At 60.2% G+C, this 21,306-nt stretch carries 21 protein-coding genes; 11 read left to right on the top strand and 10 right to left on the bottom strand.

The window, feature by feature from the left end:
* Window positions 1–96: 96 nt before the first annotated feature.
* Window positions 97–771 (bottom strand): class I SAM-dependent methyltransferase, encoded by a 675-nt coding sequence (locus HCG46_RS22740; RefSeq protein ID WP_168687442.1) that lies wholly within the window; start codon window positions 769–771, stop codon window positions 97–99.
* A gap of 280 nt (window positions 772–1,051) precedes the next feature.
* On the opposite strand from HCG46_RS22740, the gene HCG46_RS22735 reads away from it, so the two are divergent.
* A complete protein-coding gene (locus HCG46_RS22735; RefSeq protein WP_306355459.1) occupies window positions 1,052–1,588 on the top strand; it encodes a CAP domain-containing protein in 537 nt (178 codons plus the stop codon).
* A gap of 9 nt (window positions 1,589–1,597) precedes the next feature.
* Here the strand turns inward: HCG46_RS22735 and HCG46_RS22730 are convergent, their stop codons facing one another.
* Complete coding sequence (locus HCG46_RS22730) at window positions 1,598–2,164, bottom strand: SH3 domain-containing protein (RefSeq protein ID WP_023002845.1); 567 nt, start codon at window positions 2,162–2,164, stop codon at window positions 1,598–1,600.
* 200 nt (window positions 2,165–2,364) lie between these two features.
* On the opposite strand from HCG46_RS22730, the gene HCG46_RS22725 reads away from it, so the two are divergent.
* Window positions 2,365–2,856, top strand: coding sequence for a hypothetical protein (locus tag HCG46_RS22725; protein ID WP_209009587.1), 492 nt, complete (start codon window positions 2,365–2,367; stop codon window positions 2,854–2,856).
* Window positions 2,857–2,877: 21 nt separating this feature from the next.
* On the opposite strand, the gene HCG46_RS22720 is transcribed toward HCG46_RS22725, so the two are convergent.
* Window positions 2,878–3,642 carry a GH25 family lysozyme gene (locus tag HCG46_RS22720; RefSeq protein ID WP_023002843.1) on the bottom strand — a complete coding sequence of 255 codons (765 nt, stop codon included), beginning with the start codon at window positions 3,640–3,642 and terminating at the stop codon, window positions 2,878–2,880.
* A gap of 153 nt (window positions 3,643–3,795) precedes the next feature.
* On the opposite strand from HCG46_RS22720, the gene HCG46_RS22715 reads away from it, so the two are divergent.
* Together HCG46_RS22715 and xth are read left to right on the top strand one after the other, a co-directional pair.
* Window positions 3,796–4,989: a cation:proton antiporter gene (locus HCG46_RS22715; RefSeq protein ID WP_075283986.1), complete on the top strand. Its 1,194-nt coding sequence runs from the start codon at window positions 3,796–3,798 to the stop codon at window positions 4,987–4,989.
* A 70-nt stretch (window positions 4,990–5,059) separates the two neighbouring features.
* Entirely contained in the window at window positions 5,060–5,869 is an 810-nt protein-coding gene (gene xth / locus HCG46_RS22710; protein ID WP_023002841.1) for an exodeoxyribonuclease III, read from the top strand.
* Between the two features lie 185 nt (window positions 5,870–6,054).
* Here xth and HCG46_RS22705 read toward each other — a convergent pair whose 3' ends face one another.
* Complete coding sequence (locus HCG46_RS22705) at window positions 6,055–7,029, bottom strand: NADPH:quinone oxidoreductase family protein (RefSeq protein WP_168687441.1); 975 nt, start codon at window positions 7,027–7,029, stop codon at window positions 6,055–6,057.
* Between the two features lie 164 nt (window positions 7,030–7,193).
* Between HCG46_RS22705 and HCG46_RS22700 the strand changes: the two genes are divergently transcribed.
* The gene (locus HCG46_RS22700; RefSeq protein WP_031270178.1) at window positions 7,194–7,739 is read left to right on the top strand and encodes an RNA methyltransferase; all 546 of its coding nucleotides are present in this window, start codon (window positions 7,194–7,196) and stop codon (window positions 7,737–7,739) included.
* 61 nt (window positions 7,740–7,800) lie between these two features.
* On the opposite strand, the gene HCG46_RS22695 is transcribed toward HCG46_RS22700, so the two are convergent.
* Window positions 7,801–8,373 (bottom strand): sigma-70 family RNA polymerase sigma factor, encoded by a 573-nt coding sequence (locus HCG46_RS22695; protein WP_168687440.1) that lies wholly within the window; start codon window positions 8,371–8,373, stop codon window positions 7,801–7,803.
* A 253-nt stretch (window positions 8,374–8,626) separates the two neighbouring features.
* Here HCG46_RS22695 and HCG46_RS22690 point away from each other — a divergent pair, with 253 nt between their 5' ends.
* Together HCG46_RS22690 and rlmN are read left to right on the top strand one after the other, a co-directional pair.
* Window positions 8,627–9,136 carry an invasion associated locus B family protein gene (locus tag HCG46_RS22690; RefSeq protein WP_023002837.1) on the top strand — a complete coding sequence of 170 codons (510 nt, stop codon included), beginning with the start codon at window positions 8,627–8,629 and terminating at the stop codon, window positions 9,134–9,136.
* A 304-nt stretch (window positions 9,137–9,440) separates the two neighbouring features.
* Window positions 9,441–10,658 (top strand): 23S rRNA (adenine(2503)-C(2))-methyltransferase RlmN, encoded by a 1,218-nt coding sequence (rlmN, locus tag HCG46_RS22685; RefSeq protein WP_023002836.1) that lies wholly within the window; start codon window positions 9,441–9,443, stop codon window positions 10,656–10,658.
* Window positions 10,659–10,786: 128 nt separating this feature from the next.
* Here rlmN and HCG46_RS22680 read toward each other — a convergent pair whose 3' ends face one another.
* Both HCG46_RS22680 and HCG46_RS22675 read right to left on the bottom strand, forming a co-directional pair.
* Complete coding sequence (locus HCG46_RS22680) at window positions 10,787–12,973, bottom strand: xanthine dehydrogenase family protein molybdopterin-binding subunit (RefSeq protein WP_168687439.1); 2,187 nt, start codon at window positions 12,971–12,973, stop codon at window positions 10,787–10,789.
* Between the two features lie 3 nt (window positions 12,974–12,976).
* Window positions 12,977–13,438, bottom strand: coding sequence for a (2Fe-2S)-binding protein (locus HCG46_RS22675; protein ID WP_023002833.1), 462 nt, complete (start codon window positions 13,436–13,438; stop codon window positions 12,977–12,979).
* 181 nt (window positions 13,439–13,619) lie between these two features.
* On the opposite strand from HCG46_RS22675, the gene HCG46_RS22670 reads away from it, so the two are divergent.
* From HCG46_RS22670 to HCG46_RS22660, 3 genes are all read left to right on the top strand, one after another.
* The gene (locus HCG46_RS22670) at window positions 13,620–14,240 is read left to right on the top strand and encodes a TetR/AcrR family transcriptional regulator (protein WP_152505326.1); all 621 of its coding nucleotides are present in this window, start codon (window positions 13,620–13,622) and stop codon (window positions 14,238–14,240) included.
* Between the two features lie 166 nt (window positions 14,241–14,406).
* Window positions 14,407–15,627, top strand: a complete 1,221-nt coding sequence (locus HCG46_RS22665) for an argininosuccinate synthase (protein ID WP_055659793.1) — start codon at window positions 14,407–14,409, stop codon at window positions 15,625–15,627.
* Between the two features lie 10 nt (window positions 15,628–15,637).
* Window positions 15,638–16,330, top strand: a complete 693-nt coding sequence (locus HCG46_RS22660; RefSeq protein ID WP_168687438.1) for a hypothetical protein — start codon at window positions 15,638–15,640, stop codon at window positions 16,328–16,330.
* Window positions 16,331–16,393: 63 nt separating this feature from the next.
* Here HCG46_RS22660 and HCG46_RS22655 read toward each other — a convergent pair whose 3' ends face one another.
* The 3 genes from HCG46_RS22655 to folP form a co-directional block, all read right to left on the bottom strand.
* Window positions 16,394–17,809 carry a sulfatase-like hydrolase/transferase gene (locus tag HCG46_RS22655; RefSeq protein WP_168687437.1) on the bottom strand — a complete coding sequence of 472 codons (1,416 nt, stop codon included), beginning with the start codon at window positions 17,807–17,809 and terminating at the stop codon, window positions 16,394–16,396.
* Window positions 17,810–17,919: 110 nt separating this feature from the next.
* The gene (gene folK, locus HCG46_RS22650; RefSeq protein ID WP_205838629.1) at window positions 17,920–18,435 is read right to left on the bottom strand and encodes a 2-amino-4-hydroxy-6-hydroxymethyldihydropteridine diphosphokinase; all 516 of its coding nucleotides are present in this window, start codon (window positions 18,433–18,435) and stop codon (window positions 17,920–17,922) included.
* Entirely contained in the window at window positions 18,432–19,268 is an 837-nt protein-coding gene (gene folP, locus HCG46_RS22645; protein ID WP_168687436.1) for a dihydropteroate synthase, read from the bottom strand. Before folP ends, folK begins: the two co-directional genes overlap by 4 nt.
* 294 nt (window positions 19,269–19,562) lie before the next feature.
* Here folP and HCG46_RS22640 point away from each other — a divergent pair, with 294 nt between their 5' ends.
* A complete protein-coding gene (locus tag HCG46_RS22640; protein ID WP_168687435.1) occupies window positions 19,563–21,137 on the top strand; it encodes an alkaline phosphatase in 1,575 nt (524 codons plus the stop codon).
* The last annotated feature ends 169 nt before the right edge of the window (window positions 21,138–21,306 follow it).

The raw sequence follows: 21,306 nt of genomic DNA, 5'->3' as shown, positions 1-21,306 counted from the left end.
CTCAACAAGCTCCCTGAAAGGCTGGGGGCCTCAAGCCCCGTTAGCCTCATGCAGCCTGACCAGTCCGTGTCTCACGGGCTGGTCTTTTCTTTTTGATTACCCGGCGGTGGCGACCCAGCCTCTGAAGGTGAAGGCCGTGTAGAAGGTCTCGACGTCGACAAATCCGGCCTGCCTCAACAGATCCGCATCCTGCTCGGGCGTCAGCACCGGCAATCGCTCCTTCATCGCAGCCATGCCGTTTTCGGTAAGCGAACGGGAAGTACCGGATAGGGTGGAAAACGCGGCATATCTTGCCAGCCACCTGTCCTTGCTCGCAGGGTCGGTCGGAAAGCTGTGATGAACCGAAACGAAGGCTGCTCCAGGCTTCAACCGTTGCCGCAGTCCGGAAAGCGTCTTCAACCTCTCCTCCCGATCCAGAAAATGAAGCGTCAGCAGGCAGGCAGCGCCATCAAATTGTCTCTCGGGGGCATCATGGATGTATCCCTCCAGCAGGCTCACTCTTGCCCCGAGGGGACCAAGATGCTCATGCGCCTTTTCCAGCATGTCGGCGGACGGGTCGACACCAAGGAAACGCCAGTCCGGGTGCATGCGGGCAAAGGCTTTCAGTTCAACGCCGCCACCGGCACCAAGCACCAGGATTGTCCCGTCCGATGGCGCCCGCTCCGCCAGCAGCAGGCCGGTCATTTTGTGCATGTCTGCAAGCCCGGGAACGAGCCTCGCCGTTCTTTCCGCATATCCGGCGGTTGATGCGGCTCCGGAAAACAGGGACATGGAAAAGGTCCTCAAGCAATGCGTGGCCTGGTGCTCCGATCCATACCAAGACGCTCGACACCATCATGTTACTTTATATGTAACTTGAAAATTGCCATTCAAGAAACCTGCTCCATTTTTTCCAACCCAATGCGCGCACACCCCAGCTGAACGGCTTGTGCACCGGTTTCAGGAGCCTTGCGCCGCAATTCTGCTCAACTGTCGTCCCATCACCTTCCAAAGTGAGGCGAATCATGTGCCTCACTAAATCTCATTGATCCTGAGCGGGAGCTTCAACAGCGTGGCTGACAATCCGATGGTCCATCGATCCCTGAAACTCGCCCTCGCCGGAGCGCTGCTGCTCTCGGTTGCCGCCTGCATGGGCGACCGCATGCAGACGCCTCCCTTCTACGAGGACATGGCGCGTGTCGACGGTGTGGTGGATGCTGCAACGGCCGCTCAGATGATCTCGCAATACCGGATCAACAACGGACTTTCGCCCGTGATTGCCGATCCGCAGCTGACATCCATTGCCAAATCGCAGGCCGACGCAATGGCCGCGGCCGGAAACGTTCAGGCATCGCTCGCCCCGAACCAGCAGCTGGCAACCCGCATGGCCTCCATCGGCGAGCCGAAGACGGCTGCCGCCGAAAACGTCAGCGCCGGATACAGAACCTTTGCCGAAGCTTTTTCAGGCTGGCGGGAAAGCCCGAAGCATAACCAGGTGTTGCTGACGAAAGACGCCACGCGGCTTGGCATCGCGACGGCTTACGCGCCCAATGCCAAGCACAAGGTATTCTGGTCGCTGGTCATGGCCGGACCGAAACCGGCCCGGTAACAGCCCGCGTCAATAGATACGCGGTTCGAAATACCTTTGCGGATAGCCGGGAAATGAATCCCAATAGGGCCGGATAATGATCGGCTGCGGCGGCGCGACCACGACAGGCGGTGCTTCGTAAAGCGGTTCCGGTGCATAGACTGGGCCCGGTTCAACCGGCGGCGGATCATAGGGAGGATCGCCCTTGTAGACCGGCCCGCCGCGATAGGCAGGCGCAGGCGCCTCCGCATAGATCGGGTAATCCCGGTAGTAGCGCTGCACACCCAGGTTGATGCCCGCGCTGGGGATTGGCCGGCCATAATAGATGCCTTCACCGCCATAGCTGAGATATTGGCCGGAAACCCATCCCTTCACATTGGTGAAGGCGGCATCGCACCAGCCGAAGTCGGCCGTACACCCGAAAATGGTTACCCCGCCCCCGCGCGGCACGGTGGCCATCACGGGATAATTGGTTCCCGGTCCGGCGCGCATGTTGAGATTGGCCGTCGTGAAGGCAATGGCCGGCCGTGATTGTGCGCTTGCTGGCAGCACCATCATCACGATCGCGGCAAATGCCAGCGAAAAGCGGATCAACATGTTCAAAACTCCAAAGTTCTGCGCCCTGACGCTTTCAAGAAGCGGCTAGCATCATGGCAAAAGTATAGCGCTGCAGGCGTCTCTATTCCTTCTCACGCCAAATGCTGCCCGCCCCAGCTTGCGCCCAGCTTGCGTCCGATTTGCGTTCGGCCTGCATTTCGGGCTTGATAGGCGCACGAACAGCCGGGGGGCTTTGTGAAGTGAAACGAATTCAATCTGTTGCGTCTGCCATGGCGCTGGCGGCGCTCTGGTCTGCTGCATCCATTGCACCGGTGTCGGCCTTCGATGCACATGCGGGCTATTATTACCCGGAGGTGCAGACCCAGGAGGTTTATGTCTCAGAACTGGACCTTGCACCTGACACGGGCAAGCGGTCGCGGGCAGCCTTCGTCAGCGGCCTTGCATCCCAGAACGCAAAACTGGGGTATCCGCCCGGATATCACCTCTTCGCCAAGGGCACCGAACTGGAAAAACTGATTGTGGTGGCAACCGGCGACGGGCGCTATGACACGCTGTTTCGGCTGCGAGCCCTGCTTGCCTCGCTGACCTCGATGGCCCGCACGACGGAACTCTTCGCGCGGTCAAACCAGCCGCAGGACCTGAACTTCCTCGATCTTTGCAAGATGATCGGCTTCACCCAGGTCACAGTCAGCAACGGCAAGGACGTCACGCACCAGATCAAGGTGCGCTAGCGGTATTGGCTCAGGGAACGGTCAGCGCCTCAGCTTGCCGTTCAGCCAGTCGCGGTACTGCGACTTGGTACCGAAGAACGCATTCCGGTCGACGTCGCCTTTGACGCCCGGCACCCGGCCCTCGGCCGTATACTGCCAGAACACCCAGTCGTCGCGCTGCTCATAGATGTTGTTCGGGAAGCTGGCGACCGAGCGCAGCCAGAATTGCTCGTTCTTGAGCGCACCGACCAGCCTGTCTCGGTGAAAATCGACCGAGGAATAGATCACCGGGCGCTTGCCGTAGTGCTTTTCCATTTCGTCGAGGAAGATCTTCATGTCCCGCAGGATCTGCGGTCGTTCCGGCCGTTCCCGGCAGGTCTTGGAATGCGCATTCCATTCCATGTCGAGAACAAGCGGCAGGGCTTGCGGGTCGACGGGAACGATTTCCTTCACCCACGAAATCTGCTCTTCAACCGGACGGCAGAAATAATAGAAGTGGTAGGCCCCGCGCGGCATGCCCGCCTGGCGCGCTGCCACCCAGTTCTCGACAAAGCGCGGGTCGACGTGGTCGCCGCCTTCGGTCGCCTTGATCCAGGCAAAGGCCACACCGCCCTGTTTTGCGGCCGCCCAATCGATATCGCCCTGCCATCGGGACACGTCGATGCCGTGTACCGCGTAGTCTTCTGGCGTTGGATCCGGAAAGTCGTAAGCCGCGCACGAGCTTAAAAAGATGAACCCGAAAATGGAACAAAACGATTTTACGATTGCCAGCACAGCGTCCTCGGCAGGGTTAAGAAAGGCTTTCACTCACCGCACAAAATGCGCGGGATTTCCTAACGGAGCGTAGACGAAATCACGATTTCTCCGCATAAACACGTATCTGTTATCGTGCGGGCAATCGAATAGGGCGGGATTGCGGCGGATCAAAGACGTCTGGTCTCTTTCCCTCAATGTATGAGCATGGAAATCGCGACCACCCTGATCGCCATTGGCGCCCTGCTGCTGCTCGGCATGCTGGCCGACGAAATCGGCCACAGGACGCAGATGCCCCGCGTGACGCTGCTGATCCTGTGCGGACTGGCCGCGGGCCCCGCCTTTCTGGATCTTCTGCCTGAAAACCTGACCCAGCTTTACGAAACCCTCGCCGTTCTGGCCCTGTCGATGGTCGCCTTCGTTCTGGGCGGCAAACTCTCCAGGGTCCATCTGCAAAACAGCGGCAAGGCCGTAACGGTCGTTTCGGCTTCAGCGGTCGTGTCAACCGCGATCGTCGTTTTTGCAGGTCTCGCCCTGCTTGGCTTTCCGCTGGAACTGGCACTGATTCTGGCAGCCCTGGCCACCGCCACCGACCCGGCAGCCACCAGCGATGTCATCCGCCAGTACCGCGCCAAGGGGCCCTTCACAACCATCCTGTCCGGCATAGTTGCGCTGGACGATATCTGGGGCATTCTGGTCTTTGCGTTCTGTCTCATGGGAGCACAGGCGCTCATGGGCGGCGATGGTTCGGGCGCCCTGCTGCATGCGGTTTGGGAAATTGCCGGATCGCTCCTGCTTGGCGCGATTGTCGGCCTCCCGGCGGGCTACCTGTCAGGCCGCCTCCAACCCGGCGACCCGACCCTTGCCGAGGCGCTTGGCATCGTGTTCCTGACGGCGGGTCTGGCCATCTGGCTCGACCTCTCGTTCCTGCTTGCCGGCATTGCCTGCGGGGCCATGGTGGTCAACACCGGGCGTCACCATACCCGGCCGTTCTATGAAATCGAACATATCGAATGGCCGTTCATGATCTTCTTTTTCGTGCTGGCCGGTGCAGCGCTGCAGCCGGACCTGCTTTTGAAGCTTGGCCTCCTTGGCGCGGCATATGTTCTGCTGCGGCTCGCCGGGCGTCTGGCTGGAGGCTGGCTGGGCGGCAAGCTCAGCGGCGGGGCCGGAACCGACCGAAGCTATCTCTTCGGCCTCTCGCTTCTGCCCCAGGCGGGCGTCGCGCTTGGCATGGCCCTGGTTGCTGCCGAAGTGCTGCCGCAGTTCCGGGACGAAATTCTGACCGTCGCCATCGGATCAACCATCGTCTTCGAACTGCTCGGCCCCGCGGCCACTCAGCTCGCCCTGAAACGGGTCGGCGAAACCGGCAAGGCCGGGGAAGACGATCCCGAGACCTGAATTCGTTTGCACTCGGTGGCCGAATCCGTATGACTTGGCTATTCCCGCAACAAGCCTTGGCAAATTTCCCATGACAGACCGGATCAAACTCGTCACCTGGAACATCAATTCCGTGCGCCTGCGCATGCCGATTGTGGAACAGTTGATCGAGGAAGTCGCACCGGACGTGATCTGCCTGCAGGAAACCAAGTGCCCGGACGCCAATTTCCCGGAAAACGCCTTCCGCAAGGCGGGATACGAACACATGGCCATCCACGGCCAGAAGGGCTACCACGGCGTCGCAACGCTTTCCAAGCTGCCGCTGAGCAACATCGAGAAACGCGATTTCTGCCAGGTGGGGGACAGCCGTCACGTGGCGGCGGACGTGCCGTTCAACGGCTCCAGCATCCGGCTGCACAATTTCTATGTGCCGGCAGGTGGTGACGAGCCGGATCGCACGATCAACCCGAAATTCGGCCACAAGCTCGACTTCATGGCAGAGATGCTGGGTTGGCTGAAAGGCGAGGAAACCTCGAAACCCGCCATTCTGGTCGGCGACCTCAACGTCGCGCCTTACGAGCACGACGTCTGGTCCCACAAGAAGCTCCTGAAGGTGGTCTCACATACCCCGGTCGAAACGGAACTGTTCGAGCAGGTCCGCGAGGCAGGCGGCTGGCTGGACGCCATGCGCCAGTTCACCCCGCTGGATGAAAAGCTTTACACCTGGTGGAGCTACCGCGCCAAAGACTGGTCTGCCGCCGACAAGGGCCGCCGTCTTGACCACGTCTGGGTGTCTCAGCCGCTCGCCCCGTATGTGAAGGGCACCACGGTCCTGCGCGACGCACGCGGCTGGGAAAAGCCGTCGGACCACGCGCCGGTGATCGCGGAATTTGCGATCTGAGGTCAATTCGAACAAGCGGCCCATCCTTCGAGACGGACCTTGCGGTCCTCCTCAGGATGAGGCTGTAATTTGGACAGCTCGGAAAGGTGCAACAGGGACGACCTCATCCTGAGGAAGCGCAAAGCGCTGTCTCGAAGGATGGGCCACACCCCCGGAAGGCCGCGCCGCGCATACTTCCGCAGGCCTCAAGGCGTCACAATCACCTTGCCCTGCACCCGGCGCGCAGCGATTTCCTCAAGCGCGGTTGCCGTTTCTTCCAACTTGTAAACGCCGTGGATGTGCGGCTTCAGCTTGCCTTCAGACACCCAGGACAAAAGTTCCTTCATGTTGCGGCGATGGCCTTCCGGATCCCGGTCGAGTGCGGCGCCCCAGAAGACACCGCGAATGTCGCAGCCTTTCAGCATCACGATATTCAGCGGAATTTTCGGAATTTCGCCCGCGGCAAACCCGATCACCAGGAACCGCCCCTCCCAGGCGGTTGCCCGGATGGCCTGTTCCGACAGTTCTCCGCCAACCGGGTCGTAGACAACATCAACGCCCTTTCCACCGGTCAGCTCCTTCAGGGTTTCCTTGAGCGGCTCAACCGAATAATCGACCGTCATGTCAGCGCCGAGCGAGCGGGCAAAAGCGAGTTTTTCCTCAGATGAGGCGCAGGCAATCACCTTTGCTCCCATGATCGCGGCAATTTCCACTGCAGCCTGGCCGACACCGCCCGATGCGCCCAGAACGGCAACAGTCTCGCCGGGCTTCAACCCGGCCCGGTCGCGATAGGCATGCAGCGTGGTGCCGTAGGTCACGGTCAAACCTGCCGCGACTTCAAAGGGAATATCGTCCGGCAGCGAGACAAGATCGCCTGCTGCGACCACCACTTTTTCCCGCGCAGCACCCCAGCGCATGTAGCCCATGACCCTGTCGCCGGGCGAAACCCCTTCGACGCCGGAGCCCACCTGATCGACCACACCGGCGAATTCGGCACTCGGCGAAAACGGCATTTCCGGCTTGTACTGGTACTTGCCCCTGATGATCAGCGTATCGAAGAAATTGAGCGCACAGGCCTTCACCCGCACCACGACCTCCCCCGGCCCGGCAACCGGATCGGCAATCTCCTCGACAACCAGGCTGGAAGGCGGACCGAAGCTTTTGCAGAAACAGGCTTTCACGGCATCCTCATGACATTCTACGGGTAAAGCGTCGCTCGCGCTGCGCCGGGTGAGACGTTAGCAAGCCCTGTTCGAGGCGGGAATTGGCTTTCCGGATAAGCTGAAAACTTTCGGCCATGGCGAAAGTCGGCTATGAGGCAGCCAAATCGAAAACGGACAAACTGATGCGCGGATATTTTGCAATCGGGGCCGAAGGCCTCTCGAAACGGATGAACCTGGGCACCTTGATGCGCTCTGCCCATGCCTTCGGCGCCAACTTCTTCTTCACGGTGGATGCCGACCAGAAGCTGCGCAAGGCGCCCCCCTCCGACACCTCCAAGAGCCCCGGCCACCTGCCTGTCTTCACCTGGGACAGCGTAGACACGATGGATTTGCCCAGAGGCTGCCAGCTTGTGGGCATCGAACTCACGGACGAATCGATCGAGCTGCCGAGCTTCGGACATCCCCTTCAGGCAGCCTACGTTCTTGGTCCTGAAAGAGGCTCGCTTTCACCGCAGATGCTGGCGCGCTGCGACCACGTGGTGAAGATCCCGACAAAGTTCTGCATCAATGTCGCCATGGCCGGTGCGATCGTCATGTACGACCGTCACAGGGCGCTGGGTCGCTACGCGGACCGCTCAACCACGGCCGGCGCTCCCAGGATCGAACGTCCGAAACATGTGAGCGGCGGTCCGGTAATGCGCACGGGCCGGAAAGTGCCGGGAACCTGAATGAGTTGTGCCTGAACTTCAGGCCACCAGAATTTTGGGTGTCTCTTGCCCGGGGCCCCAATTAGTCCACATCCACGGACGTGTCGGTTTCCAGAAGCTGGCGCAACCGTCCGAAGGCAAGCCGGATACGGGATTTGACCGTGCCAAGCGGCAAGCCCGTGTGTTCAGCGATCTCGCTGTGCGACTGTCCTGCGAAAAAAGCCAGCCGAACCACGTTCCGCTGCTCTTCAGGCAACTGCGACAAAGCAGCACGCACGCGTTTTTCCCGCAGCTTCGCATCCATCTCTTCGGCAATGTCCGGCAGAGGCGTCGGGTGCAGGGACGGATCTTCGGGATCGAGCGCGGCAGACTTCTGGCGGCGGATCCTGTCGATACGCCGGTTACGGGCAACCCGGAACAGCCAGGTGCTGGCGTTGGATTTTTTCGGATCAAACAGATCGGCCTTGCGCCACAGCGTCATCATGACGTCCTGGGCGACTTCTTCGGCAAGGGCCTCATCGGTGCCCTGCTTCATCAGGTAGCCCTTCAGGCGCGGCGCAAAGTGATCGAACAGCTCGATGAAAGCCGCCTTGTCCCGGTCTTCCGCCACTTTGACAATGAGATCGGAAAAATACTGCACCTGCGTCAAAGACAATCAATCCCCCTGCCGATCCATCTTCTTTATCAGGTTCGGCATAATTCGAAAGGGGGGTCAAGCAGGTCTGCCACACTGTTGCCGCGTTTAACCGCAAAGCGATTAGGTTGGTGCACGCACCGAAAAACAGAAAATACAATTGTCGGGCTTCAACCCTTTCGTAACCCGCTTTAAGTTATCATTAAAGCAAGGTTTATATGTCAGACGGCAGTTGAACTAAATTTGACGGAAACTCAAATCCAACGGTGTGGAGATGATGAAAGCAAAATCGCTGGTTCTGGCCATAGCAGGTCTTGCCGTTTCGAGTGCAGCGGCTTTCGCACAAACCCCGACACTTCTGAAGCAGCACAAGGACTGGGCGGCCTATGCGCTGACCAGTGGCGGCGGCAAGGTTTGCTACGCGCTTACCAAACCGACGACGTTGCTTCCGGGAGATCGAAATCACGGGGACGTATTCTTTTTCGTGACCACCCGCCCGGCGGAAGGCGTCTCGTCCGAGCCGAGCCTGCTGGTCGGTTATCCTTTCAAGGACAAATCCTCGGTCAGCGTAGACATTGACGGCAAGGGCTTCACGCTCTTCACCAACAATGACGGTGCCTGGGTCGAAAATGCTGCAACCGAAGCGCAACTCGTTTCTGCCATGAGGGCAGGCCGGGAAATGACGGTGACCGGCGAATCCAGCCGCGGCACCCGTACCACCTACAAGTTCTCGCTGTCCGGCGTCACAGCCGCGATCGACGACTCCAACGCTGCCTGCCGCTAACGCGTTCAGGCAGCAGCTTCTCCGGCTTTCCCCTGCATCCGCAGGGCGAAAAGCCGAAGTCGGCCGGTGGTTTCCTTTCAGTCTCGACGTCACCCTGGACGGGCCAAACGGCCTATCCGGGTCGTTGTCGTTGCGTAAAAACAGCTCTGCATAGCTCCCCTGCACGTCAGCAAACTTGATTTTCGGCGCTTTTTGTGGTTTTGGGAGCGCTTGAAATCAGACCTGCAAGTCAGGTGCCCGGCGACCGCGTAGTCTTGTTCCAAGACGCCTGAAGACCCTGCCGGAAGAGATTACGGATCACGACATGGCAATTACGCTCGACATCGCGCGGGACAATCCGAACGCGCACACCGTTTCAGCCGAAGCCGTCCTGCCCGGCGAAGACAAGCCGACGCTGATCGGCCTGTCGCGCGAGGAACTGGGTGAAGCGCTCGGCACCATCGGCGTGCCGCAGAAGCAATGGCGCATGCGTGCCTCCCAGCTCTGGCACTGGCTTTATGTGCGCGGCGTGTCCGACTTTGCGCAGATGACGAATATCGCCAAGGACTTGCGCCAGAAGCTGGACGAAGCCTTCACGATCGCCCGTCCGGAAATTGTTTCCGAGCAGATCTCCGTCGACGGTACCCGCAAGTGGCTGTTCCGCTTTCCCGCGCGCGGCGCCGGCCGCCCGGTCGAGGTTGAAACCGTCTATATTCCTGAAGAAGGCCGCGGCACGCTCTGCGTTTCTTCCCAGGTCGGCTGCACCCTCACCTGCACTTTCTGCCACACGGGCACCCAGAAGATGGTCCGCAATCTGACGGCCGAAGAAATTCTGTCGCAGATCCTGATTGCGCGCGACCGGCTGGGCGATTTCCCGCATGCGGACACCCCGCAGGGCGCCATCGTGCCGTCCGAAGGCCGTCTGGTGACCAACATCGTCATGATGGGCATGGGTGAGCCTCTCTACAATTTCGATAACGTCAAGAAGGCGCTGCTGATCGCGTCCGATGGTGACGGCCTGTCGCTCTCCAAGCGCCGCATCACCCTGTCGACCTCCGGTGTCGTGCCGGAAATCTTCCGCACCGGTGAAGAAATCGGCTGCATGCTGGCCATTTCGCTTCACGCGGTTCGTGACGAGCTGCGCGATGTGCTGGTGCCGATCAACAAGAAATGGAACATCAAGGAACTGCTGGACGCTTGCCGGCAATATCCGGGCCTGTCCAACGCCAAGCGCATCACCTTCGAATATGTGATGCTGAAGGGCGTCAACGACAGCAATCAGGACGCGCTTGAACTGGTCCGCCTGCTGAAGGGCATTCCGGCCAAGATCAACCTGATTCCCTTCAACCCGTGGCCGGGTACCGATTACGAATGCTCCGACTGGGAGCGGATCGAGGAATTTGCCGACATCGTCAACCGGGCCGGCTATGCCTCTCCGATCCGCACACCACGCGGCCGCGACATCTTCGCCGCCTGCGGACAGCTGAAATCCGCTTCCGAGCGCATGCGAAAAAAGGACCGTGAGGCCCTGGCAGCCTCCTGAGGCAACATCATCTGCTGAACGAAAAACGGCGGCTCACTGGAGCCACCGTTTTTATCTGATCAGAAAACGTCAAACCAATCTGGAAAAAGGCCGCCCGGAGGCGGCCTTTTTGTATTCTTCGGCGAGGCTCAGACGAGACCGGACTTTGCCAGCGGCAGGCTGGTTGACCACTCGCCCTTGGCAGCGGCAATCGCGTTGGCGACAGCCGGACCGATTGGCGGAGTACCGGGCTCACCGATACCGGTCGGTGCTTCGTTCGAGGGAACGATATGCACCTCGATTGCCGGCATGTCGGACATCCGGATCGGCTCGTAGGTGTCGAAGTTGGTTTCCTCGACAACCCCATCCGCAAGCGTCACCTGGTTCCGCAGGATCGCACCAAGGCCGTAGCCGATGCCGCCTTCGACCTGTGCCCGGATATTGTCCGGGTTGATCGGCGTGCCGCAGTCGACCGCTGCCGTCACCTTTTCCACCTTCACAGTGCCGTCGTCGCGGAAGGAGATTTCCGCCACTTCCGCCACAAAGGAACCGAAGGACTTGTGCACGGCGACACCGCGGTGGCGCCCTTCAGGCAAGGGCGTGTCCCAGCCCGCCTTTTCAGCCGCCAGCTTCAACACGCCCACCTTGCGCGGATCGTCCTTGATCATCTCGAGGCGATAGGCAACCGGATCCTTGCCGGCTTCCTTGGCCAGACGATCGATCATGGTTTCCATGACGTAGGCCGTGTGGGTGTGACCGACCGAGCGCCACCACAGAACCGGCACCTTCGTTTCCTGGAAGGACTGGTCCATGTTCATCAGCGGAAACGCATAAGTGGTGTCATGCGCGCCTTCGGTCATGTTGTGGTCGACACCGTCCTTCATCAGCATGGCTTCGAAAGGCGTGCCCTTGACGATGGACTTGGCGGCGATGTTGTACTTGAACGCCGTCACGTTGCCCTGGTCATCAAGCCCGACCCGCAGCCGGTGAGCCGACATCGGACGGTAGTAACCACCGGCCATGTCGTCCTCACGGGTCCAGACGATCTTCACCGGAGCCGGCGCCATGCCGGCGGCCTGCATCGCCTTGGCCAGCGTGGTGATTTCCACGACCGGATGCGCATCGGCCTGGGCGCGGCGCCCGAAGGACCCGCCTGCCCAAAGGGTGTTGATCTTGACGTTCTCGAACGGAATGCCGAGAACGGTGGCCGCCACGTTGTGATCGATGGTCGGGATCTGGGAAGCGAACCAGAATTCCGCGGTTTCACCGTCGAACATCATGGCGATGTCCAGCGGTTCCATGGCGCCATGGGCCAGGAACGGGAAGTCATAGTCGGCTTCGATGACCTTGGCCGAAGCTTCCAGCGCCGCATCGACATCACCGTCTTCGCGAACCTTCACACCCGGCTTGGTGGTCATATCCTTCAGTTCGGCGATCATCGCATCGCTTGACCGGGTTTCCGCCTCGGCATCGTCCCACTCGATTTCGAGCAGGGACCGGCCGTTGATTGCCGGCCAGGTGGACTTTGCAATCACCGCAACCCCGTTCGGGATCTGCAGCACGTTGACGACGCCCGGCACCTTCTTGGCTTCGGTGGCGTCAAACGACTTCACCTTGCCGCCAAAACGGGGAGAGCGGGCAACAACGGCAACCAGCAGGTCATCACGCTGGAAGTCCATCGTGTAGGTCCTGGGCGCACCGACGGTCTTGTTCTTGACGTCGAGACGCGGGAAGGACTTGCCGATGTAGACCCACTGGTCCGGTGTCTTCAGCGTCGGCTCTGCCGGAACGTCCTCGTTGGCGGCAAGACCGGCAAGCTCACCCAGGGTCGCGGACTTGTCTACACCATGAGCAACGACGCCACCCGACACGGTGATTTCACCCGCCGGCACACCCCATTCCTTTGCCGCGGCGGCAACGATCATCGCTTTTGCCGCGGCACCGGCCTGACGGTACTGCATGAACGAGTTCGCCATGGCCGTGGACCCGCCGGTGCCCTGCACGCCGAACAGCGAGTTGGCATAGACCTGCGGATTGGACGGTGCGAATTCGACACTGACCTGCTCCCAGGAAGCGTCGAGCTCGTCGGCAACCAGACTGCACAGACCACTGGCCGTGCCCTGTCCCATGTCGAAGTGCTTGGACAGCACCACGACCGTGTTGTCCGGACGGATGTGAACGAACGGCTGGATGAACTCGCCTTCGGCGGCCGAGGCAGTCGAACGCGGCAGGTTCATGGCAAGCACCAGGCCACCAACGGTACCGGCGGACATCTTCAGGAAGGTGCGCCGTGTCGGCATTGCGGCTGCCAGCGGTTGTTTCAGGAGATGCAGCATGGCTCAGGCCTCCATCTTGTCTGAAGCAAGGTGGATGGCCTTGCGGATCCGGGCATAGGTGGCGCAGCGGCAGACATTGCCGTCCATGGCTGCGTCGATGTCCTCGTCGGTCGGCTTGGGCGTTTCGGCAAGCAAGGCAGTCGCGGCCATGATCTGGCCTGACTGGCAATACCCGCACTGTGGCACGTCCAGCTCGTTCCAGGCGGCCTGGACAGCAGCAGCCGCCTTGCCGTCGATACCTTCGATCGTTGTGATTTCAGCACCTTCAAGGTCGCCGACGAACGTCTGGCAGGACCGGACCGGAATACCGTCCATGTGAACCGTGCAGGCACCGCAGGAAGCGATGCCGCAACCGAACTTTGTCCCCGTCATTCCCAGCTCGTCGCGCAGAGCCCACAGCAGGGGGCTCTCGGGATCCGCGTCGAGCGTACGCGTTTCCCCGTTGATTTTTAATGTCACTGACATGAGGAGGCGTCTCCTTTGGCTGGCCAATTCTGGCTAAAGGATGTAAACTACACCGTGCAGTTTAGTTCGTAACTGCACATCTGTAAACGCCAGAGTTTACATAGGGCGCGATTTTTGGGATTAAAGAGGCGGGGGTCCTGTCGTCTGACAGATAATGCAACGGGGTATATATGAGTAGGTAATGTCCGTATCGGATCAGAAAAAGAAGCAGATCGTCGAGGCTGCAATCGCGGAGTTTCAGGAAAAGGGTTATGCCGGAGCCAGCATGGACCGGATTTCCGAGCGAGCCCAGGTTTCCAAGCGCACGGTCTACAATCACTTTGAAAGCAAGGACGTGCTTTTCAAGGAGATCAACCAGTGCCTTGCCGATCAGATCAACTCGGCGCTTGAAGTCGCCTACGACCCGGCGGCGCCCATTCGCGATGCCCTGGTGCGTCTCGGCTGGGCCGAAGGCGAGCTTATGATCAACCCGTGCTTCATGAGCCTTGCTCGCATGGTCATGAGCGAAACGATCCGCGACCCGGCCCTTGCAGCCGATATGGACAGCCGCATGACCAAGATCTCCGTCTTTACCGAGTTCATGGATCGCGCCACGCGTGAAGGCAAGCTCACGGCCGACGACCCATCCCTGGCGGCCACGCAATTTCTCGGCCTGATCAAGGCCCGATCCTTCTACCCGAACATCCACAGCGGCCGCGTGACGACCCGCCCCGAGATGGAACGGATCATCGAGGAAAGCGTCGACATGTTCCTGGCCCGATACGGCGCCAGGGCAACCGCGCAAACAGTGGCGGCGCAGTAACAGGCGCCCGCCAAAATTTCCCGACATGGCAGATCGACCCGTGTAGATCGAAACGCGACGAAATGAGTGCATCGCGGGACTTGCGCCATGCATAGAACCGGCTAAATTGCCGCAAATTTTCATCGGCGGGAAACCGCCAGGAACATCGAACTGGATTTTTCCCAAAATGGCGCATGGTGACATCAAAAAAGTCGTGCTGGCCTATTCCGGCGGCCTCGACACCTCCATCATCCTGAAATGGCTGCAGACCGAACTGGGCTGCGAAGTGGTGACCTTCACCGCCGATCTCGGCCAGGGCGAGGAACTGGAGCCGGCGCGCAAGAAAGCCGAAATGCTCGGCATCAAGGAAATCTACATCGACGATCTGCGCGAGGAGTTCATCCGCGATTTCGTCTTCCCGATGTTCCGCGCCAACGCTGTCTATGAAGGCGTCTACCTGCTCGGCACTTCCATCGCCCGGCCGCTGATTTCCAAGCGCCTGATCGAGATTGCCGAGGAAACCGGCGCTGACGCGATTGCCCACGGCGCAACCGGCAAGGGCAACGACCAGGTGCGTTTCGAACTGTCCGCCTACGCGCTCAACCCGGACATCAAGGTGATCGCGCCGTGGCGCGACTGGACGTTCAAGTCCCGGACCGACCTTCTGGAGTTCGCCGAACAGCACCAGATCCCGGTTCCGAAGGACAAGCGCGGCGAAGCTCCGTTCTCCGTCGACGCCAACATGCTGCACTCCTCATCGGAAGGCAAAGTGCTGGAAGACCCGGCCGAGGAAGCACCGAACTACGTGTTCCAGCGTACGGTTGACCCGACCGAGGCACCGGACGAAGTCACCTATATCGAAATCGGCTTCGAAAAGGGCGACGCCGTCTCCCTCAACGGCGAGAAGATGTCGCCGGCAACGCTCTTTGCCAAACTCAACGACTATGGCCGCGACAATGGCATCGGCCGTCTCGACATGGTCGAGAACCGCTTCGTCGGCATGAAGAGCCGCGGCATCTACGAAACGCCGGGCGGCACCATCCTCCTGACGGCGCACCGCGCCATGGAATCCATCACGCTCGACCGCGGTGCCTCGCACCTGAAGGACGAACTGATGCCGCGTTATGCCGAGCTGATCTACAACGGGTTCTGGTTCTCGCCGGAGCGCGAGATGCTGCAGGCCCTGATCGACAAGAGCCAGGAGCATGTCACCGGCTCCGTCAGGCTGAAGCTCTACAAGGGCAACGTCATCCTCGTCGGCCGGTCCTCGCCCTATTCGCTCTATTCCGAAGAGCTGGTCACCTTCGAGGACGACCAGGGTGCTTACGACCAGAAGGACGCCGCCGGCTTCATCAAACTGAACGCCCTGCGCCTGCGCACCCTCGCCAAGCGCGACCGGATCGGCTGAGATCTCTGACATGACAAGACCGGCGGCAGCAAAGCTCGAACAGGACCTTGCTGCCGCCGGTTTTTTGTTGCTCGGCGGCTTTGCTCCTGATGGCGCCGTTGCCGTTCCACCTCTTGCCGGCGGCAAGCAGGCCCGAAGCCTTCTCCTGATCGGCAGCACAGGTCCGTCGATCTGGCCGCACCTGACGGCGAGTCCGGAATACAAAAACGGCCACCCGGATCCTCTCGACCGCTACACGCGGCGCAGCCTTTTGGACCTTGCCGAGGCATCCGGCTACGAACCGGTGTTTCCCTTCGAAGGCCCGCCCTATCACCCGTTCCAGCAATGGGCGATGAAATGCGGCGGCTTCTCCCAAAGCCCCCTCGGCGTTCTCGCCCACCGGACCTTCGGACCCTGGGCTGGCTTCCGCGCAGCATTTCTGAGTGCGGAACCCTTTGACGGACCGACGCCGGACACGATGGACGGCCCCTGCCCGACCTGCACCGATGCACCTTGCCTCACGGTTTGCCCGGTCGGTGCCGTCACGGTGCACGAAGGCTACAAGGTCACCGACTGCCGAAACCATCTGGCGACCAGCCGCAACCTCGATTGCTGGTCCGGCTGCCTGGCAAGACGGGCCTGCCCCTTTGGCCAGGAGCACCGACAAAGCCAGGCAACAGCCGGGTTTCACATGGAGAGTTTTGTTGGACTGGCAACGCGTTGAAACGACCAGCCAAACTGTAACAGATTACCACCCAAGTCAGATCTTGCTCCCAGAACAGCCATACTAGTTCTGGGTAGCTGACAACTTTGCCGCAAGTGTCTGTTGCTCGTCTCTTTTGGGCCTAAGGTGAAGCCAGGCAACTCTTCCTGGAGCAAACTTGTTGCGCGCACTCCGCGAAAAAAGAGGCGGATGGTGATCGCCGACAAGCACAATTTCGGTTTCCGCGAGACTTTCATCAAGCGCTATCGCCTTGACCAGATGTGAGACATTCACCCACTGCTCCGCCATCCGGCAAAGTTCGACATCTCCAAAAACACCGCCGCCATCGTCACAGGAAAATCTAGGCGGTACTTCGCCGGGGTTGACCGGCTTGTGGGAATTCAGCGTAAGCCAATAGGCAAACTTGCGGTCACCGTCAGCTTCCAACAGAAATTTCCCAACGGCTTCGGCAGCGTCTTCATCGCAATATCCCTGGAAAGCGATCCCGCACAGGGGCAGGGTTCGGTCGGCGCCAAACCCAAGTTTGTTTTCCATGAAGAAGAGGTCCTGGAAGCCGATCTTCGGATACCAATCGAACCGTTCGAAGAAGTTGCCCGTAAAGGCATGAAACGCGGCTGTGCGGTATCCCGCCTGGACGGCTTTCAGCGGCAGACACTCACCACTCTCCCGATCGCGAAAATCCCGATAATCCGCCTTGAGATTGCAAAGCTCGCGAACCTCGCCGGAAGTCGTCGACCCGAAATACACCGCGTCGCCTTGTTCAACGACATAGTGATCGGCAACATCGCGTTCCAACAGAGGCTGCCAGATCAGGTCTCGCAGTTCCTGCGAGGCAAACGCGCCCAGGCCTTCCACCATCACCACAAGCACATTGCGCTTTTGTGCATTGTCCAGATGATCTTCCAGGCCGCTGTAGAGACTGGCCGCATCGTCGGTTGGCACATAGCTTTCCTCAACGCTCGTGGCTGCCAACGCATATTCCTGAGGCAGGGAATTCGCCCACCAGTCGATACCGGCGTAGATCGCCAGCACCACGAAAAAAGGCGCCAGGTTCACTGTCTGGCGGTTCTGACGGGTGCGCACCACGACTTTGTACGTCAGGGCAAAGGACACCAACAGAACAATGACGGCCGCAAGGTAGACTGCAGAATTCATCAGGCTGAGATTGCCAGCGTAACGCAGGGAGTCGACCAGCATTGGCAACGGCATCTGGAAAAAGTTGGAAATCAGGACAAGAACGTCAACGGTCATCACCGCAAGAAGCAGAACAAAGAAGACAGACCGATGCAGGTAGAGACCCAGCAGACAGATCAAGGACAACAGGAGAACGAAGAACGTCCGGAAAGGGCAGTAGAACAAGCTGAGAAAAATGAAGACGGCATTCGGGATCAGGATAGCCCCAAAGGCAAACGTGAGCGTATCCGCCGACAGGAGATGCCGCTTCTCAAGAGCATTTTTCAGACTTTGAACAACTGGCATGAATACGGGACCTGGATAATCTCCAGCCGGATCCTGTCCAAGAATGTTTAAATTAACGTTCCATCCGTCGGTTTCACCGCCCCGGCGCTATCGCCACTCGGTTCAAAACTTCACCCGTCGAGCTTCACCACGCCATCCTGGTCCGGGCAGGTTTCCAATGCTTCCATCGCGGTGCGGCCGTCGCCCAATGGGGCGTCGGGCCAGATTTCGGCGAGCGGGATCAGAACGAAGGCCCGGTCGCCCATACGCGGGTGCGGGATTTCGAGGTCGTTTTCGGCGACCTTTTGCAGACCGTAGATCAGAACATCGATGTCCAGCGTCCTTGGGCCCCAGCGCACGTCGCGCACACGTCCGAGTTCGGTCTCGATTTCAAGACAGCGCTTCAGCAGCGCCTGCGGGCTCATGGTGGTATCGATCACCACGCAGCAATTGCGGAAATCGTCCTGCGGCACCGGCCCCCAGGGCGGCGTCCGGTAATCGGAGGACCGGGACACCAGCGTGACGCCGGGCGTTTCCTCCAGCCGGCGGATGGCCTCATCCAGATTGGCCTTCGGGTCACCAAGGTTGGATCCGAGCCCGAGCGCACAACGGGTCGGGGCGTCAGCCATCGCATTTTCGGCATTCATTCGACAGGGTTCCGTTCCAGGCGGGTTGCCTCGATCATACGCACGCAATCGGCATGTGGACTTACGTCATGCGCCCGCACAATCGCAGCCCCTTTCAGCATGGCCGTCATGTGAACGGCAACGGATCCGAACAGCCGGTCTTCCGTTTCCGCTTCCAGCACGGCACCGATCATGCGCTTGCGCGACGCACCGGCCACCAGCGGAAGGCCGTGTTTCTTCAGCGTTTCGAAACGGTTCAGGACGATGAAATTCTGGTTGATGGTCTTGCCGAAGCCAAAGCCCGGATCAAGGATCTGCTTTTCCCTGGCGATCCCTGCCTTTTCCGCCAGTTCCATCGAGATTTCGAAGAACCGGTCGATGTCCGAAAGAATGTCCAGTCCGGCATCGGCGGCAAGACGGTTATGCATCATAACCACATGCACACCGGCCTCGGCAACGACGTCAGCCATGGCCGGATCCTTTTGCAGACCCCACACATCATTGACGATGACCGCCCCTGCCGCACACGCGCGGCGCGCGATCTCCGCCTTGTAGGTATCGATCGATACGGGCGTCCCCATGTCGATCACCTGATCAAGGATCGGATCGAGCCGCGACCATTCCAGGTCCAGCGGCACCGGTTCGGAGCCCGGCCGCGTGCTTTCGCCGCCGACATCAAGAATATCGGCCCCTTCCAGAATCATTTCCTGTGCACGCCGCAAGGCGGCATCCGCATTGGCGTGGCGCCCGCCATCGGAAAAGGAATCCGGGGTCACGTTCAGGATCCCCATCACGTGGGGGCGTTGGTGTCCGGCGTCGAAACGCGGCGGCTCGTAGGCTGTCGGGGTCGGCATCATTGCGTCCTTTTGACGGTCAGGCACGTGTTTGGCCCGTCTGACACCGACGGTCAAGCGGCACCAATGCGACTTCGCCCTGCTTGACCCCGCTCCAAGGCTGTGGACGATCACGATTTGGAAGCAATTTGGAGGTTCAATCGTTCCGCGGCGGTTTTCCGGCAATCCGCACACGCCGTCATCAAAAATTCGGGAAACGGTCTTGGAACAGACATCCGTCTGTCACGGAGCTTCAGCACCTGATGTTTTTGCCAAGGGACTCGCCCCTGCGGTCCCCAGCCACGGAGCTTGAAAATGTCTTCAAACGTTTCTCGACGCAATTTTCTGAAATCATCGGTTGCTACCGGTCTGGTACTGGCCTCACCGCTGGCCATGCCGGGCCTGTCGCGTGCGGCCTCGCGCCCGCAGATCACGCACGGCCTTCAATCCGGCGACGTTGATGCCAATTCCGGCATGATCTGGGCCCGCTCGGACCGCCCGGCGCAAATGCTGGTGGAAGTCGACACCACCGGCACGTTCGAAACGCCGCGGCGCCTTGCCCCGATCAATGCGCTTCCCGACTCGGATTTTGCCGTCAAGCGACTACTTGAGAACCTGCCGTCCGATCAGGATGTCTTCTACCGCGTCGCCTTTGCCGACCTGAACGACGTCAATGCCGTATCCGAGCCGATGACCGGCCGCTTCCGCACCGCCCCGGCGTCCCGCCGCAACATTCGTTTCGCCTGGTCGGGCGATACCGCCGGTCAGGGCTGGGGGATCGATACCGACCGCGGCGGCATGAAGACCTACGCCACCATGGCAAAACATCAGCCGGACTTCTTCATCCACTCCGGCGACACGATTTATGCCGATGGCCCGATGAAGGAAACCGTCGAGCTGAAGGACGGCACCGTCTGGAAGAACATCGTCACGGAAGAAAAATCCAAGGTTGCCGAAACGCTGGACGAATATCGCGGCCAGTGGAAATACAACCTCATGGACGAGAACCTCAAGGCGTTCAACGCGGAAGTCCCGACCTTCTTCCAGTGGGACGATCATGAAGTCGTCAACAACTGGTCGTCCTCCAAGGATCTCCTGTCCGACGATCGCTACAGCGAGAAGAACATCCACCTTCTGGCCGCTCGCGCCGGCCGGGCTTTCCACGAGCTGGCTCCTATCCGCTACACCCCAGCCGAGCCGGGCCGCGTCTACCGCAAGATCGCCTATGGTCCGCTGCTGGACGTATTTTTCCTGGACCTGCGCTCCTATCGCGGGCCGAACGGCGCTTCGATGGAAGACACCATGACACCGGCTTCGCGCATCCTCGGCGCCGAGCAGCTTGCCTGGCTGAAGCGTGAACTTCTGAATTCCAACGCCACCTGGAAGGTCGTCGCCTGCGACATGCCGATCGGCCTGATCGTCTGGGACAACTGGAAAGACCAGGCTGGCGCCGAAGCGGTTGCCAACGGCGATCACGGCGCTCCGAAGGGCCGAGAACTGGAATTCGCCGATCTGCTGCGCTTCATCAAGACGGCAGACATCGACAACATCGTCTGGCTGACCGCCGATGTGCACTACACCGCCGCGCATTACTACAATCCGGACAAGGCCCAGTTCCAGGACTTCAAGCCGTTCTGGGAATTCGTCTCCGGCCCGATCCATGCCGGCACCTTCGGCCCGAACGATCTCGACATGACCTTCGGCCCGGAGCTTAAGTACATCAAGGCCCCGACCGCCGAACAGGGCGCCAACCTGCCCCCCTCCATGGGTCTGCAGTTCTTCGGCCTGGTCGACATCGACGGTCAGAGCGAACAGCTCACCGTCCGCCTGATGGACCGTGACGACGTCGAACTGCACACCGTCACGCTGGACCCGGTTCGCAAGGCCTGATCAGAGTTTCCAGAAAAAAGAGCGGGCCGGGAAACCGGCCCGTTTGTTTTAAAAAACCTACCTTCGTCATCCCGGACGCAGCGAAGCGGAGATCCGGGACCGGAGAGCCGAGGTGTTTCCGATGGAGACTTATCATTCGGCGCTGTGCCTCCCCGGTCCCGGCTCGCGC

Source organism: Labrenzia sp. PO1 (genome assembly GCF_012273635.1).
Classification (GTDB): Bacteria; Pseudomonadota; Alphaproteobacteria; order Rhizobiales; family Stappiaceae; genus Roseibium; species Roseibium algicola.
The sequence above is the reverse complement of the archived record's forward strand: the minus strand, read 5'-3'. Positions and strand labels throughout refer to the sequence as shown.

Bases quoted from the DNA above. Each gene is read 5' to 3' on its own strand.
- HCG46_RS22730 (WP_023002845.1), bottom strand. From the start codon at position 2,164: ATGTTGATCCGCTTTTCGCTGGCATTTGCCGCGATCGTGATGATGGTG.
- HCG46_RS22640 (WP_168687435.1), top strand. From the start codon at position 19,563: ATGTCTTCAAACGTTTCTCGACGCAATTTTCTGAAATCATCGGTTGCT.
- HCG46_RS22670 (WP_152505326.1), top strand. From the start codon at position 13,620: ATGTCCGTATCGGATCAGAAAAAGAAGCAGATCGTCGAGGCTGCAATC.
- HCG46_RS22715 (WP_075283986.1), top strand. From the start codon at position 3,796: ATGGAAATCGCGACCACCCTGATCGCCATTGGCGCCCTGCTGCTGCTC.
- HCG46_RS22675 (WP_023002833.1), bottom strand. From the start codon at position 13,438: ATGTCAGTGACATTAAAAATCAACGGGGAAACGCGTACGCTCGACGCG.
- folK (WP_205838629.1), bottom strand. From the start codon at position 18,435: ATGAATGCCGAAAATGCGATGGCTGACGCCCCGACCCGTTGTGCGCTC.
- rlmN (WP_023002836.1), top strand. From the start codon at position 9,441: ATGGCAATTACGCTCGACATCGCGCGGGACAATCCGAACGCGCACACC.
- HCG46_RS22655 (WP_168687437.1), bottom strand. From the start codon at position 17,809: ATGCCAGTTGTTCAAAGTCTGAAAAATGCTCTTGAGAAGCGGCATCTC.
- HCG46_RS22740 (WP_168687442.1), bottom strand. From the start codon at position 771: ATGTCCCTGTTTTCCGGAGCCGCATCAACCGCCGGATATGCGGAAAGA.
- HCG46_RS22680 (WP_168687439.1), bottom strand. From the start codon at position 12,973: ATGCTGCATCTCCTGAAACAACCGCTGGCAGCCGCAATGCCGACACGG.
- folP (WP_168687436.1), bottom strand. From the start codon at position 19,268: ATGCCGACCCCGACAGCCTACGAGCCGCCGCGTTTCGACGCCGGACAC.
- xth (WP_023002841.1), top strand. From the start codon at position 5,060: ATGACAGACCGGATCAAACTCGTCACCTGGAACATCAATTCCGTGCGC.
- HCG46_RS22665 (WP_055659793.1), top strand. From the start codon at position 14,407: ATGGCGCATGGTGACATCAAAAAAGTCGTGCTGGCCTATTCCGGCGGC.
- HCG46_RS22700 (WP_031270178.1), top strand. From the start codon at position 7,194: ATGCGCGGATATTTTGCAATCGGGGCCGAAGGCCTCTCGAAACGGATG.
- HCG46_RS22690 (WP_023002837.1), top strand. From the start codon at position 8,627: ATGATGAAAGCAAAATCGCTGGTTCTGGCCATAGCAGGTCTTGCCGTT.
- HCG46_RS22660 (WP_168687438.1), top strand. From the start codon at position 15,638: ATGACAAGACCGGCGGCAGCAAAGCTCGAACAGGACCTTGCTGCCGCC.